The 15,405-nt window shown below is 50.1% G+C and carries 15 protein-coding genes, 1 pseudogene and 1 riboswitch; of the genes and pseudogenes, 1 reads left to right on the plus strand and 15 read right to left on the minus strand.

From position 1 onward, the window contains the following. Positions 1-30: 30 nt before the first annotated feature. The 3 genes from mfd to pth all read right to left on the minus strand — a co-directional run bounded on the left by mfd (position 31) and on the right by pth (position 4,561). A complete protein-coding gene (gene mfd, locus AC3WRW_RS22705) occupies positions 31-3,558 on the minus strand; it encodes a transcription-repair coupling factor (protein ID WP_492548561.1) in 3,528 nt (1,175 codons plus the stop codon). Between the two features lie 87 nt (positions 3,559-3,645). After that, the gene (fin, locus tag AC3WRW_RS22710) at positions 3,646-3,873 is read right to left on the minus strand and encodes an anti-sigma-F factor Fin (RefSeq protein ID WP_167059133.1); all 228 of its coding nucleotides are present in this window, start codon (positions 3,871-3,873) and stop codon (positions 3,646-3,648) included. A gap of 127 nt (positions 3,874-4,000) precedes the next feature. Further along, entirely contained in the window at positions 4,001-4,561 is a 561-nt protein-coding gene (pth, locus tag AC3WRW_RS22715) for an aminoacyl-tRNA hydrolase (RefSeq protein WP_492548562.1), read from the minus strand. A 76-nt stretch (positions 4,562-4,637) separates the two neighbouring features. Here pth and AC3WRW_RS22720 point away from each other — a divergent pair, with 76 nt between their 5' ends. Further along, positions 4,638-4,889 carry a hypothetical protein gene (locus AC3WRW_RS22720; protein WP_492548563.1) on the plus strand — a complete coding sequence of 84 codons (252 nt, stop codon included), beginning with the start codon at positions 4,638-4,640 and terminating at the stop codon, positions 4,887-4,889. An 81-nt stretch (positions 4,890-4,970) separates the two neighbouring features. Here AC3WRW_RS22720 and AC3WRW_RS22725 read toward each other — a convergent pair whose 3' ends face one another. The 12 genes and pseudogenes from AC3WRW_RS22725 to AC3WRW_RS22780 form a co-directional block, all read right to left on the minus strand. Beyond that, positions 4,971-5,609, minus strand: a complete 639-nt coding sequence (locus AC3WRW_RS22725) for a 50S ribosomal protein L25 (protein ID WP_492548564.1) — start codon at positions 5,607-5,609, stop codon at positions 4,971-4,973. A 141-nt stretch (positions 5,610-5,750) separates the two neighbouring features. Further along, complete coding sequence (glmU, locus tag AC3WRW_RS22730; RefSeq protein ID WP_492548565.1) at positions 5,751-7,154, minus strand: bifunctional UDP-N-acetylglucosamine diphosphorylase/glucosamine-1-phosphate N-acetyltransferase GlmU; 1,404 nt, start codon at positions 7,152-7,154, stop codon at positions 5,751-5,753. 138 nt (positions 7,155-7,292) lie between these two features. Next, positions 7,293-7,577: a septation regulator SpoVG gene (gene spoVG, locus AC3WRW_RS22735; protein ID WP_028557369.1), complete on the minus strand. Its 285-nt coding sequence runs from the start codon at positions 7,575-7,577 to the stop codon at positions 7,293-7,295. A 118-nt stretch (positions 7,578-7,695) separates the two neighbouring features. After that, the gene (locus tag AC3WRW_RS22740) at positions 7,696-8,079 is read right to left on the minus strand and encodes a RidA family protein (protein WP_492548566.1); all 384 of its coding nucleotides are present in this window, start codon (positions 8,077-8,079) and stop codon (positions 7,696-7,698) included. Between the two features lie 20 nt (positions 8,080-8,099). Further along, a complete protein-coding gene (gene purR, locus AC3WRW_RS22745) occupies positions 8,100-8,921 on the minus strand; it encodes a pur operon repressor (protein ID WP_492548567.1) in 822 nt (273 codons plus the stop codon). A gap of 260 nt (positions 8,922-9,181) precedes the next feature. Then, complete coding sequence (gene ispE, locus AC3WRW_RS22750) at positions 9,182-10,036, minus strand: 4-(cytidine 5'-diphospho)-2-C-methyl-D-erythritol kinase (RefSeq protein WP_492548568.1); 855 nt, start codon at positions 10,034-10,036, stop codon at positions 9,182-9,184. A gap of 343 nt (positions 10,037-10,379) precedes the next feature. Continuing rightward, positions 10,380-10,550, minus strand: a pseudogene (locus AC3WRW_RS22755) (small, acid-soluble spore protein, alpha/beta type); the annotation flags it as partial. Positions 10,551-10,725: 175 nt separating this feature from the next. Beyond that, the gene (gene veg, locus AC3WRW_RS22760; RefSeq protein ID WP_028557365.1) at positions 10,726-11,001 is read right to left on the minus strand and encodes a biofilm formation stimulator Veg; all 276 of its coding nucleotides are present in this window, start codon (positions 10,999-11,001) and stop codon (positions 10,726-10,728) included. A 262-nt stretch (positions 11,002-11,263) separates the two neighbouring features. Then, the gene (gene yabG, locus AC3WRW_RS22765; protein WP_492548569.1) at positions 11,264-12,145 is read right to left on the minus strand and encodes a sporulation peptidase YabG; all 882 of its coding nucleotides are present in this window, start codon (positions 12,143-12,145) and stop codon (positions 11,264-11,266) included. Between the two features lie 55 nt (positions 12,146-12,200). Next, a complete protein-coding gene (rsmA, locus tag AC3WRW_RS22770; protein ID WP_492548570.1) occupies positions 12,201-13,109 on the minus strand; it encodes a 16S rRNA (adenine(1518)-N(6)/adenine(1519)-N(6))-dimethyltransferase RsmA in 909 nt (302 codons plus the stop codon). A gap of 37 nt (positions 13,110-13,146) precedes the next feature. Beyond that, on the minus strand, positions 13,147-13,689 hold the full coding sequence (rnmV, locus tag AC3WRW_RS22775) for a ribonuclease M5 (protein WP_492548571.1): 543 nt from the start codon (positions 13,687-13,689) through the stop codon (positions 13,147-13,149). Between the two features lie 117 nt (positions 13,690-13,806). Continuing rightward, positions 13,807-14,898 (minus strand): resuscitation-promoting factor, encoded by a 1,092-nt coding sequence (locus AC3WRW_RS22780; RefSeq protein WP_492548584.1) that lies wholly within the window; start codon positions 14,896-14,898, stop codon positions 13,807-13,809. Positions 14,899-15,204: 306 nt separating this feature from the next. Further along, a riboswitch (cyclic di-AMP (ydaO/yuaA leader) is annotated at positions 15,205-15,397 on the minus strand. Between the last annotated feature and the right edge of the window lie 8 nt (positions 15,398-15,405).

Consider the following 15,405-nt stretch of genomic DNA (forward strand, 5'->3'; position numbering starts at 1 on the left):
AATATCCATTTTTTCGAAAAAAGTCGTTTGCTAGTATGATTTGGCAACATCCTTTAATTCCCCTTTCGTTTTCAGAACATCCTTATATTGTACCAGAAATTTCTCCACCAACTCGATGGAAGCTTCTGGCTTCATGCCTTTGCAGCGAATAACAATATGCAGCTGCGGGTCTGCGTTGAGCTTGATTCGACCGTCAAAGCCTTTGGACAAATTGAGCAGCTTCTGTCCATCCAGCCTGCCATTTTGGTCAATATGCACCTTGATTAGGTAATCATCCCCTTTTTGGCTGATCGATTCAATACGGTACTCCGCACCATATGCTTTCAGGCGGGCCACTGACAGCAAGTTGAATACGGCCTGAGGCAGATCCCCGAAGCGGTCCACAAGCTCATCATGCAGGTCTGCAGCTTCCTCCAATGTGCGAATGGCGGCCACTTTTTTGTAAATTTCGATTTTTTGCATGCTGTCGTAGATGTAGTCGGATGGCAGATAAGCATCCAATTGTATATCGATGGAAGTGTTCCATTCCGGTTCCGGAACAGCCGCTTCCCCGTCTATTTCTAGTTTCAGCTTTGCAATTTCTTCGGCTAACATTTGGGAATACAGGTCAAAACCGACGGAAGCAATGAAGCCATGCTGTTCTGCACCCAGCAAGTTCCCTGCGCCGCGGATCGACAAATCCCTCATCGCAATTTTAAAGCCTGAACCAAGTTCTGTAAACTCTTTAATCGCTTGCAATCGTTTTTCCGCCACTTCCGTGAGCACTTTATCCCGCTGGTAAGTGAAGTATGCATAGGCTACGCGATTCGATCGTCCTACGCGACCACGCAGCTGATACAGCTGGGAAAGCCCCATTTTGTCGGCGTCATGAACAATAAGCGTGTTGACATTCGGGATATCGACACCCGTCTCGATAATGCTCGTACTGACGAGCACGTCGTATTCGCCATCGAGGAAATCGAGGATCGTCTTCTCCAGCTCCTGTTCGCCCATTTGGCCATGTGCGACGGTCACGCGGGCATCCGGTATCATCATCGAGATTTGATCGGCGATCTGCGTAATCCCCTGAACCCGGTTGTACAGATAGTACACTTGACCCTCACGGGCAAGCTCCCGCTCAATCGCTTCTCTGACAAGCGTCGGGCCATACTCAACCACATAAGTTTGGACAGGGAAACGATTCTCCGGCGGGGTCTCAATAACGGACAAATCCCGCACTCCGAGCATGGACATATGCAAAGTTCTTGGAATCGGCGTTGCCGTCAGCGTCAGCACGTCCACATTCGTTTTGAGCCGCTTCAGCTTCTCTTTGTGGGACACGCCAAACCGCTGCTCCTCATCGACAATCAGCAAGCCGAGATCTTTGAACTGCACATCTTGCGACAGCAGTCTGTGCGTACCGATGACAACGTCAACCGTCCCTTTTTTGACACCTTTCATGACTTCCGTCTGCTCTTTTTTCGAGCGGAAACGGCTAAGTACCCGCACATTAAACGGATAGCCTGAGAACCGCTCGCGGAAAGTCTCGTAATGCTGCTGCGCCAAAATCGTCGTCGGCACCAAGACAGCGACCTGCTTCCCGTCAATAGCCGCCTTAAATGCCGCACGAACGGCCACCTCGGTCTTCCCGTAACCTACGTCGCCGCAAAGCAGGCGGTCCATCGGACGCGATTTCTCCATGTCGTTCTTAATTTCTTCAATCGCACGAAGCTGATCCCGCGTTTCATCGTAGGGGAACATCGCTTCGAACTCATTCTGATAGGAGCTGTCTTTGCTGAAGCCATAGCCGGTCGTGGCCTGACGCTCCGCGTAGAGCTTGATCAGTTCATCCGCAATATCCTTTACGGACGCCCTTGCCTTGCTCTTCACTCTAGCCCAATCTGCTCCGCCAAGCTTATAAACCTTCGGTTCTTTCTCTTCCGAACCTACATATTTCTGAATGAGATCAATCTGGTCAATCGGCACTGACAGCTTATCGCCGCCGGCATACATGATGTGCAGATAATCTTTATGAATTCCGCCTACTTCGAGCGTACCTATACCGACGTACTTCCCGATCCCATGGTTCACATGGACAACGTAATCGCCAATTTTAAGCTCTTGATAGCTCTTGATGCGCTCGGCATTCTCCAGCTTTTTCTCGACCTTGCGGGCTTTCCGCTGCTTCTGCGTGAAAATTTCGCCTTCCGTAATAACGACCAAATGGATCGAAGGCAGTTCAAACCCTGTTTGCAGATTGCCATCTACAATTTCCGGCACTTCGATCTGGTAATCATTCAAGACGCGGCGCACCCGTTCGGCACGCTCTTCGCCGTTCGCAAGCAGAATGACATTGGCGCCATTCTTCTTCCAACGCTCCATCTCCGCTTTCAGCAGATTCATTTGCCCGTGGAAGTTTTGCATCACACGACTGACGAAATTCACGATATTTTGCGGTTGGATGCCCACGACCTGACGCAGGAACAGCGACAAATACAAGGTCGGAAACGGTCTGCGGTGCAGCAGCGTTTCATAGGATTTGGACAGCACAAAAGCCGGCAAGCTCTTCCCCTCTGTCAGCGCATGCATCATCCACTCCGCCTCGTCGCGTTCGAGCTGTTTCGCCGTCTCCAGCAAACGGGCCGGCTCGTCGATGATCAGCACCGCATCCTTAGGCATGTAGTCTATGAGGGTCTGTCTTTCCGTATATAAAAGCGAAATATATTTATAAATGCCCGGAAATGTCTGCCCTTCGCGGAGCAGCTCAATATCATGTCCAATTCCTTCGAGCAATTTGTCTTTCGCCGACCGGTCGGTCATTTTCTCCAGCTGCGCTTGAAGCAGCTCGTACGCGTGCTGCGCTGCGGATTGTAATCGCTTTCGATCCGCTTGAATCTCACGGCATGGAGGAATCGTGATCGCCTGTAATTTATCTATTGACCTCTGGTCACTCACATCGAAAGTACGGATAGAGTCAACATCGACATCAAAAAGCTCAATACGAATGGCATTTTCCGACGTCAGTGGAAACAAATCCAATATGCCGCCGCGAACGCTCATCTCCCCTTTGGTCTCAACCCGCTCCACGCGTTCGTAGCCCATGTTCGATAACGTGCCGAGCAGCGCATCCAGCTCGACGGTATCCCCTACCTTAACGGTCATCTGGGATTCTTCGAAAACCTGCTTGATCGGAAGCAGCCTGCGGACTCCGGCGAACGGCGCGATCACAATCCCGCGGTAACCGCCTGCCAGCTTGGTGAGCACATCGATTCGCTGGGCCAGCATCTCCGGACTGGAAGCTGCTTCTTCTGCCGTCAGAAGCTCTTGCGACGGGTAGAGCAGCACATTATCGGCTGAGAGGCACTCTAGCAAATCCTCCGCTATTTTTTGAGCGGCAAACATATTATGAGTAACAATGAATAGCGGGCGCGTTAGCTCTCGCGCAAGAGTTGCGATCATCACTTGCTTAGAGGAGCCGGTAAGTCCGGCAACGAGCTGCTCTTTCATCTCGGACCTGATGCCTGACACGATCGTTTGAAAGTCGGTATCCGCAGAAAAAGCCTGAATTAAAGCTTGCAAACAAGTACACTCCTCTCACAAAAAGAAGCCTTGGCACACTTGCCTCGGCTATTAACTCTTCATCAATTTACTTCAACGAAAATTCCGTTACTGCAAGGGACTTGCCAGTAAAGACAGCTCCGGATTGGCTTCCAGCGCCTCGCGGCAGTAGTCGCAAACAACCCTAACCGTAACATCTCCGTTCGTGTTATACGATATTATATCTCTACGCTCATCGGGGGTCAAGAAATGGAAGCCCAACTGTTGCTCCGTAATCGCATGTTGATTAATTTCCCCAACAAACGTGTGGCAATGCCTGCAAATATACTTAATCATATGTATGCCTCCTTCGACGATTCGATTACATCCTAGTATGGCCATTCTCCGGAGAAATTAGCCGAATGTACCATTGTCATTTTCGAATAAGGGCCATGCATACAATACGTAGAGGCAAGCTGCAGGCTTATTTGTTGAATTTGCCCATCGTCTTCTCGAACGGTTCGCCAAGACTCGACAACATCGCTTCGCACGTCAGATCCAGTACATCGTCAATCGACTTCATCTCTTCCTTGGAAAAGTTCGACAGCACGTAATCGGCAATATTATAGCCGGGAGCCGGACGGTTCACGCCTACGCGAATGCGGTTAAAACTCTGCGTTCCAGCATGCTGAATAATCGACTTAATTCCGTTATGACCGCCTGCGCTCCCTTGATAACGAAGCCGGATTTGGCCGAAAGGCGTATCCATATCATCATAAATAATGACAACATCCTCCACCTTCGCTTTATAAAAGTCCAAAACCGCTCTCATCGATTCGCCTGAAAGATTCATATACGTCATTGGCTTCAGCAAAAACACCTTCGTGCCGTTCACGTTCCCCTCGGCGAGAAGTCCCTTGCCCTTGTTTTGAAAAGGACTTATTCCCCATTTGGCGGCAAAGCGGTCAATCGCCATGAACCCGACATTATGCCGGTTCATCTCATATTGTTTTCCCGGGTTTCCCAGTCCGATAAAACATTTCATTTTCTTCCATTTCCTCCTAGCCGTTTGTTAAAAAATCCTTGGCGTAACCTGCATCTAACGGTTATTGTTTACCTATATGAAACGAAAGCGCACCAACAAATTCCTAGCTGCGGGTGAATTATTGAATATGTATCTAAACGGTCAACAACTTACAAGCGATCATCATTTCCAAGATCATATAGATGCCGGTATTCCCGTCCAAGTATACTATCAAAATCTGCATAAGGATATAGGGTACATTGAAAATTACAACCCGCACTTTATTAAAGTCAATAACACGTTCTATAACCGAAACACGCATGTCATTGTTTCCCGGCCAGGGTACTGACTCATCTTGAGACCGGCCTGATGCAAAGGCAATAAATAAAGGATACCCTTAGCACATCGCGGAGGGTACCCTTCTCTTAAGTTATACCGTCTGTTCTTCTTTCGCTTGCTCGCCGGCTTCGCTCGGCTTATCCTCTTTGCCTTGAGCAGCAACGTCCTCAGGAGCTTCCTTCTGAGGCGCCAGGATCGTGAGTACGAGCTCGTTCGGATCGGACTTCACTTCAATCGTATCCGGCACCGTAAGCTCGCTGACCAGCATGTTCTCGCCGATGCCTACGTGTGAAATATCGACCGTGATGGAAGCCGGTATCTGATTCGGCAAACAGCGGATTTCCAGCTCATGCAATTGAATTTGCAGAATGCCGCCTTCCTTCGCCCCTTCGGCCTCTCCGAGGAACTCCAGAATCACCACGGTTTTGACCGGCTCGTCCATATTGATTTGGTGAAAGTCAACATGGAGCAGCTCCCGGTTCAGCGGGTTGCGCTGAATTTCATTGATCATAACCGGCTGCTTGCCCCCGCCATCCGGCATGTCCAGCTCAATAACGGCATGCGGGCTTTTGCGGAGCAGCGCGATTAATTCCTTCTGATCGACGGTAATGACCGTTGCCGCCACCTTCTTGCCGTACACGACTGCAGGCAGCTTGCCGTTCATACGCAGCTGCTTAATATCAGATTTCGTTGCGTCCTTGCGGGCTTCCGCTTTCAATGACAATGCCATAAGAAAAAGAACCTCCTAAGAATTTTGCTCAGCACACTTACTTTCGTAAACGACGCCAAGTGGTAACAGCTAGTTCATAGCGTACCCAACCTTAAGAAGTTCCATCCAAAATCCCCCTCGCAAGGGAGATTTAACTCTTTGCTACTCTTTTTTCGCTTTACTGTCTTTCTTCGCTTTCATCCGCGCTTTGATTTTATCCGCATAGCCCGGTTTGTTCGTTTGTCTTTCACGCGCGATAGCCAAATCGCCGTCATCAACGGCGTGCGTAATCGTCGAGCCTGCGACGACGTAAGCGCCGTTGCCAATTTTCACGGGAGCGATCAAGTTGACATTGCTGCCCACAAACGCATCGTCCCCGATTTCAGTTAAACTCTTATTGAAACCGTCGTAGTTCACCGTAATTGCACCGCAGCCGAAGTTAACGTTCGTGCCGACAACCGCATCTCCTACATAGCTTAGGTGAGATACCTTCGATCCATCGCCCAGCGTCGCGTTCTTAATTTCGACAAAGTCGCCGATCTTCACTTGCTTGCCGATTTTCGCTCCGGGTCTCAAATAAGCAAACGGCCCTACGCTAGCCTCATTATCCACATAAGCGTCTTGAAGAACGGATTGCTTAATCGTAACATCATCCTTCACGACGGAATCGGTAATCTCGGTTTGAGGTCCGATCGTACACTGCTCGCCAATGACCGTTTTTCCGCGCAAAATAGTACCCGGCAGCAGCACGGTGTCGGCTCCGATCACAACCCCTTTTTCAATATAGGTGTTGGCAGGATCGATAATCGTAACCCCGTTCAGCATGTGCTCACGGTTAATGCGCGCTTTAAACAGCACTTCCGCTTCAGCCAACGCAACACGGTCGTTCACGCCGATAGACTCTGCGGCATCTTTCATGCAGTAACCTTGTACCGTTTCCCCGGCGTCCTTAAGGATGCCGATAACATCGGTCAGGTAATATTCATTCTGAGCATTGTTGTTTGTCACGGAGCCCAGCGCTTTGAACAGCTTCCGGTTATCGAAAATATAAGTGCCTGTATTGATCTCCTGAACAGCCGCTTCCTCGCTGCTGCAATCTTTTTGTTCCACAATTCGCGCAACTCTGCCATCTTCACCGCGAATAACGCGGCCATACCCCTGCGGATCATCGAGCTTTGCTGTCAGGATCGTCGCCGACGCGCCCGAACGCTGATGCAGTTCAAGCGTGCTCTTCAGCGTAGCCTCCGAGATCAAAGGCGTATCTCCGCAAATGACCACCGTCACGCCGTCTTCATCGCCAAGCATATCCTTCGCTTGCAGAACCGCATGACCGGTTCCGCATTGCTGCTCCTGCAAAGCATATTCAACCTGGTCTCCCAGATAATTCTTTACCGCTTCCGCTCCAAAACCAACAATAACCAAAGTTCTCGTTACGTCTATTTGCTGCAGCGTGTCCACAACATGCCCCACCATCGGTTTGCCTGCAACCGGATGAAGCACCTTGTACAGCTTTGATTTCATACGCTTACCTTGTCCTGCAGCCAACACAATCGCCATGAGCTTCAATGCCTATTCCAACCCCTTTATTAAAAATAGCTGTATACTGTATACGTAATAGTCGAATGAAAAGTTCATTACCAATGATAGCATCAATGCCACCCAAATGAAAAGAGAGCCCCTAAGGGCTCCCTCAATAATTATTCGCTATGCGCCTTCTTCAATAACCTCTTCCTCTACTGCAGCACGGTCGTATTCAGCCAGTACGGCAGCTTGAATCTTCTCGCGCGTAGTTGAAGAAATTGGATGAGCGATATCGCGAAACTCACCATCTGGCGTACGCTTGCTCGGCATTGCCACGAACATGCCGTTATTCCCGTCGATAACACGTATGTCGTGTACAACGAACTCGTTATCGATGGTAATGGAAGCGATTGCTTTCATTCTCCCCTCGGAGTTGACCCGGCGGAGCCTTACATCTGTAATTTGCACTTGTGTTCACCACCTTTTTCCATCTCTGAGACTTGGGTGTAATATTCCACATCATCGTGCAAATTCCTTCTTATTTTTTTGAAATTTTCGATAATTTTATACAATCTTAATGTTACTGTTAAAATTCGACAGGAATCTCAGCAATTAACTCTATTTCGACAAAAACATCGCGTGGTAATCTGGCCACTTCGACAGTCGATCTAGCCGGTTTGTGATCGCCAAAGTACGTCGCGTATATCTCATTGAGCTCTGCAAACTGATTCATATCCTTCAAGAAAACGGTCGCTTTCACGACTTGACCAAAAGATGAACCTGCCGCTTCCAGCACGCCTTTCAAATTGGCGAACACTTGGTGCGTTTGCTCCTTAATGCCGCCCTGCACGATTTGCCCGTCCAAACCGAGCGGGATTTGCCCCGAAGTAAACAGCAAATTGCCGAATTTAACCGCTTGCGAGTAAGGTCCGATAGCAGCAGGCGCTGCCGTTGTTGAAATGAATTCCATCGTTTTACACATCTCCTTTTTTACTTGTCAAAATAATTGCCTGGCTCCACCGTAATTTGCTTGGTCTTGGAATCAACACCATACAACCGGGCCAGCGATATGTAATGATCCACTAAACGCTCTTCGACTTCAACGGATTCCATGAAGACGCCAACTCCTTGGACAGTGGCTTTGAATTCCGCCAGCAAATCCATCATGCCGTGAATGGTACCGCCTACATGCATGAAATCGTCGATGATCAGCACTTTCGATTCCTCTTTCAAGGCGCGTCTTGCGAGCGACATGGTCTGAATGCGCTTATTAGAGCCCGAAACATAGTTGATGCTCACCGCCGAACCTTCCGTAACCCGGCCGTCCCTGCGGACAACGACAACCGGCAGGTTCATATAAGTAGCCGTCGCATAAGCGAGCGGGATGCCTTTCGTTTCTACCGTCATAATCACATCAATATCACGACCTGCGAAAGCAGATGCAAATGTTTTGCCAATTTCATTCAAATATTGGGGCTGCCCCATGATATCGGACATATATAAGTAACCGCCGGGCAAAATCCGTTCAGGCTGCTGCAGCTGCAGACAGAGCTGTCCAATAAACTTCAAGGATGTTTCCTTCGGCACCTTCGGTGAAAACTTTACTCCCCCGGCTGCGCCCGCAAGCGTTTGCAGCTCGCCGAGTCCCTCTTCTTCAAAAACTTCTTTAATAATCGCCAAATCCTCACTAATGGAGGACTTCGCTGAGTTGTAACGCTCGGCAAAAGTCGTTAAAGGAATTAACGAATGGGGGCGAAACAACAAGTATTGCGTCATTTCTACCAGCCTAGCGCTCCTTTTCAACTTTTTCATCGCACTACCCCCCAAAAATCCGAATAATATAAAGAAAATATACCACTTTTATACGTATTTATTCAAGCTTAGCATGAAAAATAAATTAACATGGACCTTACATAATGCTAACACATAATAATATACGACTTCGCCGTCCTTTTAGGACGAGCGAGTTTGTCAAGGCAGATGCGCCCCTCTCCACATAAAAAGGACCGCCTAGGCAATGCGCCTGACGGCTTTCCAGGTTGCACAATAGGCAACCTCTATCAATTTGTCTGCTAGGTCAGCATCCGCACCGCATATACATCCTTGCAGAACCCCCGAAGCCCGTTATAGATCCGCGGCACCTTCGCTTCCTTAGAAACAAGACCGAATACCGTAGGCCCGCTTCCGGACATTAACACGCCGTCTGCTCCCAGACGCTGCATGCATTCTTTCAACTGCCGGACCTCCGGATAAAGATCCAGCGTCACTTCTTCCAGCACGTTGCCAAGGTTTCCGCAAAGCTGATCGAACTGCTTCTCGCGAATTGCCTTCATCACATTCTCCGTCGATGGATGACGCTTGATCTCGCGGGCGTTCAGCTTCCCATAAATCTCCGACGTGGACACATTGATGGGAGGCTTGGCCAATACGACCCAACACTGCGGCGGCGAGACGATCGGCTCCAGCTTTTCGCCGCGTCCTCTGGCGACGGCCGTCCCTCCCGTTACACAGAAAGGCACGTCCGATCCAAGCTCAGCGCCAAGCACCTGCAGTTCCTCCATAGGGATGTTTAAATTCCAAAGCCGGTTCAAACCCCGGAGCGTTGCTGCCGCGTCGCTGCTGCCCCCTGCCAGTCCTGCTGCCACGGGAATCTTTTTATCCAAATGAATGTAGACGCCTTGTTTGACGTCATAGCGATCTTTAATTAGACGCGCAGCCTGAAAGGCCAGGTTCTTCTCATCTAGCGGAATATAGCCCGCCTGACTGGATATAATGATGGTGTCCCGTGAAAGCTCTTGCATCTCGATCCGGTCAGCCAGGTCGACCATCGTCATGACCATCTCTACTTCATGATAACCATCCGGTCTTTTATGTAAAACATCTAAGGATAAATTAATTTTAGCCGGTGCTTTTTCAAAAATTTTCAACAAGGTCACCTTCTTTTGCTCGTTTGCCGTTAAAATATTATAACAAAAGCGCAAAAAAAAAGCTAAAGCATTCGCTTTAGCTGTAGTAAGGACGTTGTTCGGCCTGTACCGCTTGCTGAGACGCCGATGCTACGGGATTCCATCCCGCATGCGCCGAGCCGCCCGGTGAAGCCATCTGGCCGTAGGAAGGCGTGTAGGCAGGCTTAACGACCGCTGCTTGCTGCCCGTACCCCTGTGGCGCTTGTACAGCCTGCTGGTTATACAGAGGCGCTTGCGAGTAGCTGTTCTGCATAGCGTTCTGTGGGCTGTAGGATGCTTGCATAGAAGGGCCAGAGGATGAATATTGCTTCGCCAACTGTTCCTCCGCGATTTGAATCGCTCGTTTCACCATATTCCCCGCATCTTTCGTGCGGATGCCTTCCCAACCTTCTCGCTGCACGACATCATAGAACCCTAGATCCTTGGCCAACTCATTTTTGAAACTTTCGGACATAACACCTCTTCTGCGACTCATAAAAGACCTCCTTGTCCTGAGCTTAGCGTGAGCTTTGACTGAACTTTGACTGAGCTTTTAACTGAACAAAGCTGCCCGCGTAAGCATAAAGTAAGGTTAGTATGCCCAGTCGCGCAAGGTCCATGCAAATGCAAAAAACAGACCCTTGGGTCTGCTCATATAGAAACTATTTAAGCTAATGTTGGATATAAGTGATACGAACCTGGCCGTCATCATTGCAAACCGTCACTTCAACAGATTCGGTAAGGATGTCAGCATAGCTGTAAGACACTCGTTTAAAGGCGTGTGATTCTTGGTCAAGCTTCACGATAAACACAGAAGGGTAGGTTTCTTCTAAAACACCGGAACGTTCGACAGTCTTTCGACGGCCACCATTCGCTCTCAACATGATCTTCTGCCCGACGTGGGGCTCCAAACTGCGTTTGATTTCCAATAGCGCATTTTTTGCCATTGTCAACTACCACCTCTTTCCTTGTTAATTATACCCCATCTTGACAAGCATGTCAAACAAGGTCAAATATTATATCAGCACCGCAATCCAGTTGTCAACGGCATTTTCGCCTATTTTCCGAATTCCCCATTGTACAGGTTGTCTCCAAAGTTCGCAAATTATTCACAGTTTTCCAATAAAAAAAGAACATTCCCCCGGCACCTTCCTCGCAACGAGGAAAGCATCAGGCAAATGTTCTTTAACTAGCTGATAAGAGCACAACTTACACATGCTCCTCTGTATGTTGTTGAATACCCGGAACGCCCATCCGGTAGCTCCCGCGCGTCTCTACCCCGCCTAAACCGTCTAGACCCGTCACCGTCAAGTCCATAATATCCAGCATGGATATCGTCTCCTTCACGGATGTATAGGATAGCTTTGCCGCTATGCAAAGCGGATCTAACGCGTGGATGAGGATGCGTGCGGGTGAACTCGCGAAATTCGCCCCCGCCCGAAGCAAAGCCTCAAAATGAGACTGGCACGCACCGGCGACGATGATCATCGCATCGCGGTTGCGTTCATACTGCCGGGCGATCTGAACGGCGTTCACGAAGTTCTGCGAATTCTTATAGCTGGCCAAACCGCTAGGTCCCGCGGTTTTACGATGCTTAAGTATTCCGTCATGCCCCGTGATGACGACAATGTCCGGCTTAATTTGCGGAAGCAGCCGGTGGAGCGCGTCGGCCATCTGCGATTCAGGAATGTAATACCCCTCTGCCGGCACACGAAGCTCGCCATAGAGCAGCATGCTCTTGCGCAGGTAGGTCGGATCTCCGTCCAAATGCAGCACTTTGCCAGGGACTTCGAAATAACCTGCACTCGCTTTTTGATTTTGATTATGGGCGACAGTGAGGTGATTCTTCTCCTGCAGCTGCACCTGGGCTACCGCCAGCCTCCGCAATGTCTCGCGAAACTCGGGCGAGCTCGACCTGGGATGGTCGATCGCTTCTGCCGGGTTCGTCAGCGTTAAGTCCATTAAAGGCGCATCCGCAAGCAGTCTATAATCTACACCGCGCAGAATGGCCTTCATCTGATCAATGCGTTCAATCTTAAACATGACGTCGCCGCCATAGGATTTACGGGTTACAAAGTCTCCTTGCCTCATCGCACAAATCCCCTCCTAGGGTCATCCTATGGCGGGACTGGGCATTTGGTGCGGGTTATTTGCAGCCGTGCGCGCGCAGCGCTGTCGATAAGCGCGCGAACTCTTCCATGCTGAGCGTTTCGCCGCGGCGCGAAGGCTCGATGCCGCAGCCGTGGAGCAGCGCTTCCAGCTCGGCTTTGTTTTCTTTGGTAAAGAACCGCGCAGCCAGGTTATTGTAAAGGGTTTTGCGCCGCTGGACGAAGGACGCCTGGACGACGGCGAAGAAGAAGTCCACGTCCGCCACCTCAACCGGCGGTGTTTTGCGCACACGCAGCCGGATCACGGCGGAATCGACGTTCGGCTGCGGCACGAAGACGGTGCGCGGCACGATCGTCACGAGCTCCGGCTCGCAGTGGAACTGCACGGCAATGCTGAGGCTGCCGTAATCTTTGGTGCCCGGGCGGGCCGCCATGCGGTCGGCCACTTCTTTTTGAATCATCACGACGATATTCTCCAGAGGCAGCTTCTCTTCCAGAAGCTTCATGATGATCGGTGTCGTGATGTAGTACGGCAGGTTGGCGACGACGCTGACGCCATCCAAGCCCGCGAAATGCTGCCGGAACAGCTCCGGCAGGTCGGTCTTCAAAATATCGCCATGAACGACACTCGCATGGGGATACGGCTCCAGCGTCTCGCCTAGGATAGGCAGCAGACGCTGATCGATCTCGACGGCCAAGACGCGCCCTGCGAGCTTGGCCAGCTGCTGGGTGAGCGCCCCGATGCCGGGGCCGACTTCCAGCGCCCCCTTGTTCGGCCCGAGCTCGGCGGCCGAAACGATCTTGCTCAAGATATTCTGGTCGATCAGAAAGTTCTGGCCCAAGCTCTTTTTAAGCACAAGATTATGCTTTTTGATAATTTGTTTCGTCTTACTCGGTGTTGCCACGTCATCTGCTGTTACAATCACTTCATTGCCGGGTATATTCATCTTGTAGCCCTCATTTATCTATAGGTTCTGAATTTAACTATATATTCCCTTCCAGATGCTCCAAAGCTGCCTCAAACTCTTCACGCGAGATCTGGAACATCGCACACCGCTTATAAAACTGCTTGCCGTTGCAGTAGCCGATCCCAAGCGCATTGCCCACAACAAGCCGTCTGGACGCCGCCTCGGGGTGAACGATCAGCCCGGCGGCCATAAGGTCGCTCATGGCGAGCTGCGAGACGCTCCCTTCGTACTCTGTCCGAAGGTTCTGAAGCGCCTGCCGGATCGTCTCCGGCGCCGCATTCTCCACGCCAATGTCGCCTTTATACTCGGCCTGCGCCTGCGTGATAAAGGCATGCTTGCAGCCCGGCACCTTGGCGGCCACAATCTTCCGAATCCGCTCGCCTGCGTGATCCGGGTCGGTGAAAATAATGACGCCTCTGCGCTGCTGTGCGAGGGCTATCCGCTTCAATACGGCTTGCCCGATGGCGGAGCCGCCCGTCTCTATTGTATCCGCCTCGACCGCTCGGCGAATGGCGGCCGTATCGTCCTTGCCTTCAACGACGATGACTTCTTTCATCATAAATGAGTTCCCTTCCCAGTACGCAGAAAAAGAAGAGGGAACCCCTCTTCTTTCGCCCAGGCTGCTTGCCCGGTGACGTATAATGACATTGTTCCCGCTGAAACTAACGTTTACACGTTAATTTTCAGACGGCTTCTTCGGTCCTACAACATAGACCGTATACCCCTGTTTTGTTCCGAATTTATTGGCATAGCCGTGATCTTCAAAATATACATCAATCATTTGGCCTTTCACACCGCTGCCGATATCTTCAGCACGGCGGAAGCCGACACCCTCAATGTAAACCCACCATCCCAGCGGGATGACTTTCGGATCAACCGCAATCGTTCTGCCTTCCGTTACCGTTGTTCCCGTATACGTCTTCCCGTATCCAGGAGATCCTTCGGACTTCCCTGTCGAATCGGCTCCCGCCGAATAGGCCGTTAGCTTCACATTCTTCAGAATTTGTTTATACCCGAACGTAACGCCATTCTTAGAGATCTCATCCACGCTCGGAGATGAGGCCGACAATGTCACAACAGGGTTCTTCGTGCCAACGGACACGACTTTCTTTATACTTTCCTGTTGTACTTCTTGACCCACTACAGCTTCCGCCACTAGAACGCCATCTTCGTAAGTCTTCTCTTTCTTTTTGACCAGTACGCCCTCTTTACCTTCTTGGATAACTTGCTCTTTGCCTTTGAGCAGCGATGCATCACTTTTCTTTTCCGTATCGAATGCAATCGGCTCTGTTACTTCTTCCGTCTCTTTTTTTACACGGACGATTTTGATTTCATCGCCTGAGCCCAGAGCGGCTGTTGGATCGGGAGTCAGCTTATCGTGTTCCCCCAGTGCAATATGTAAACGTTGCAATGCACTTTCAACCGTTCTTGCAGTTGTGTAAACAGTGGTGGTCTTTCCATCAGCAGTCAATTGAATTGGAGAAGCTTTCTCGATGACGAATTTGTCTCCACCCTTGATTGTCGCCGCAGGGTCTGCAGATATTTCATCGTGTTCACCAATCGTTATGGCTTGTTCATCCAGTAGGCGTTGCAGGACCCATTGCTTCGTGTGCACAACGGTTTCTTGTCCATTCACAACCACGGATACGCTCTTGGTAGCCGTACCGTACAACAACACCAAAAACATGAAAGTCATTGCGATTGAAATTAGAGCCAGGCTTAAAATCAAACGCAAGTTTTCATGCTTCCATCGCAATGCGAAGGACATGCTGGATGATCGTTTTACATGGGTCTCGCTAAAAGAGATACTGCCCACTTCTTCGGTCCTCCTTCAAAGCCTCGCCGCCAGGTTACAGCATGATTAAATTTGACGCGACTAAGGTTTTTAATTTAACTTAACGTGCTTCCATCGACAGCTGCGCTTAAGCTGCTGCGTTCCGGTCGTCCCACCCCGCTTTGCCTATTCAACATTCTATGAGTAGAGATCCTAAAGAAGATAAAAAGCCAGCAAGAAGAGGACTCTTCTCGCCGGCTTAGTTTGCATAGTAAAATACACAAATAGCACACACGACAATCGTTACCTCTCTTACGCTTACGAGGTTAGCTGACGGATTCGGACGTGAGAGTCGCCCTACTCAGACGTAAACTTCCGTTAACGTCCAAGATTCACCCCTGTTACTCACTCTGTTCACTCAGATGCGTCACCCGCTTCTCAAGCTTACAGTGGTTCCCCCGTTCCCTTATTCGGAACTCAGCGAATGGAAAAATGGCAAAT

It is taken from the genome of Paenibacillus sp. FW126-R14, from assembly GCF_058789495.1.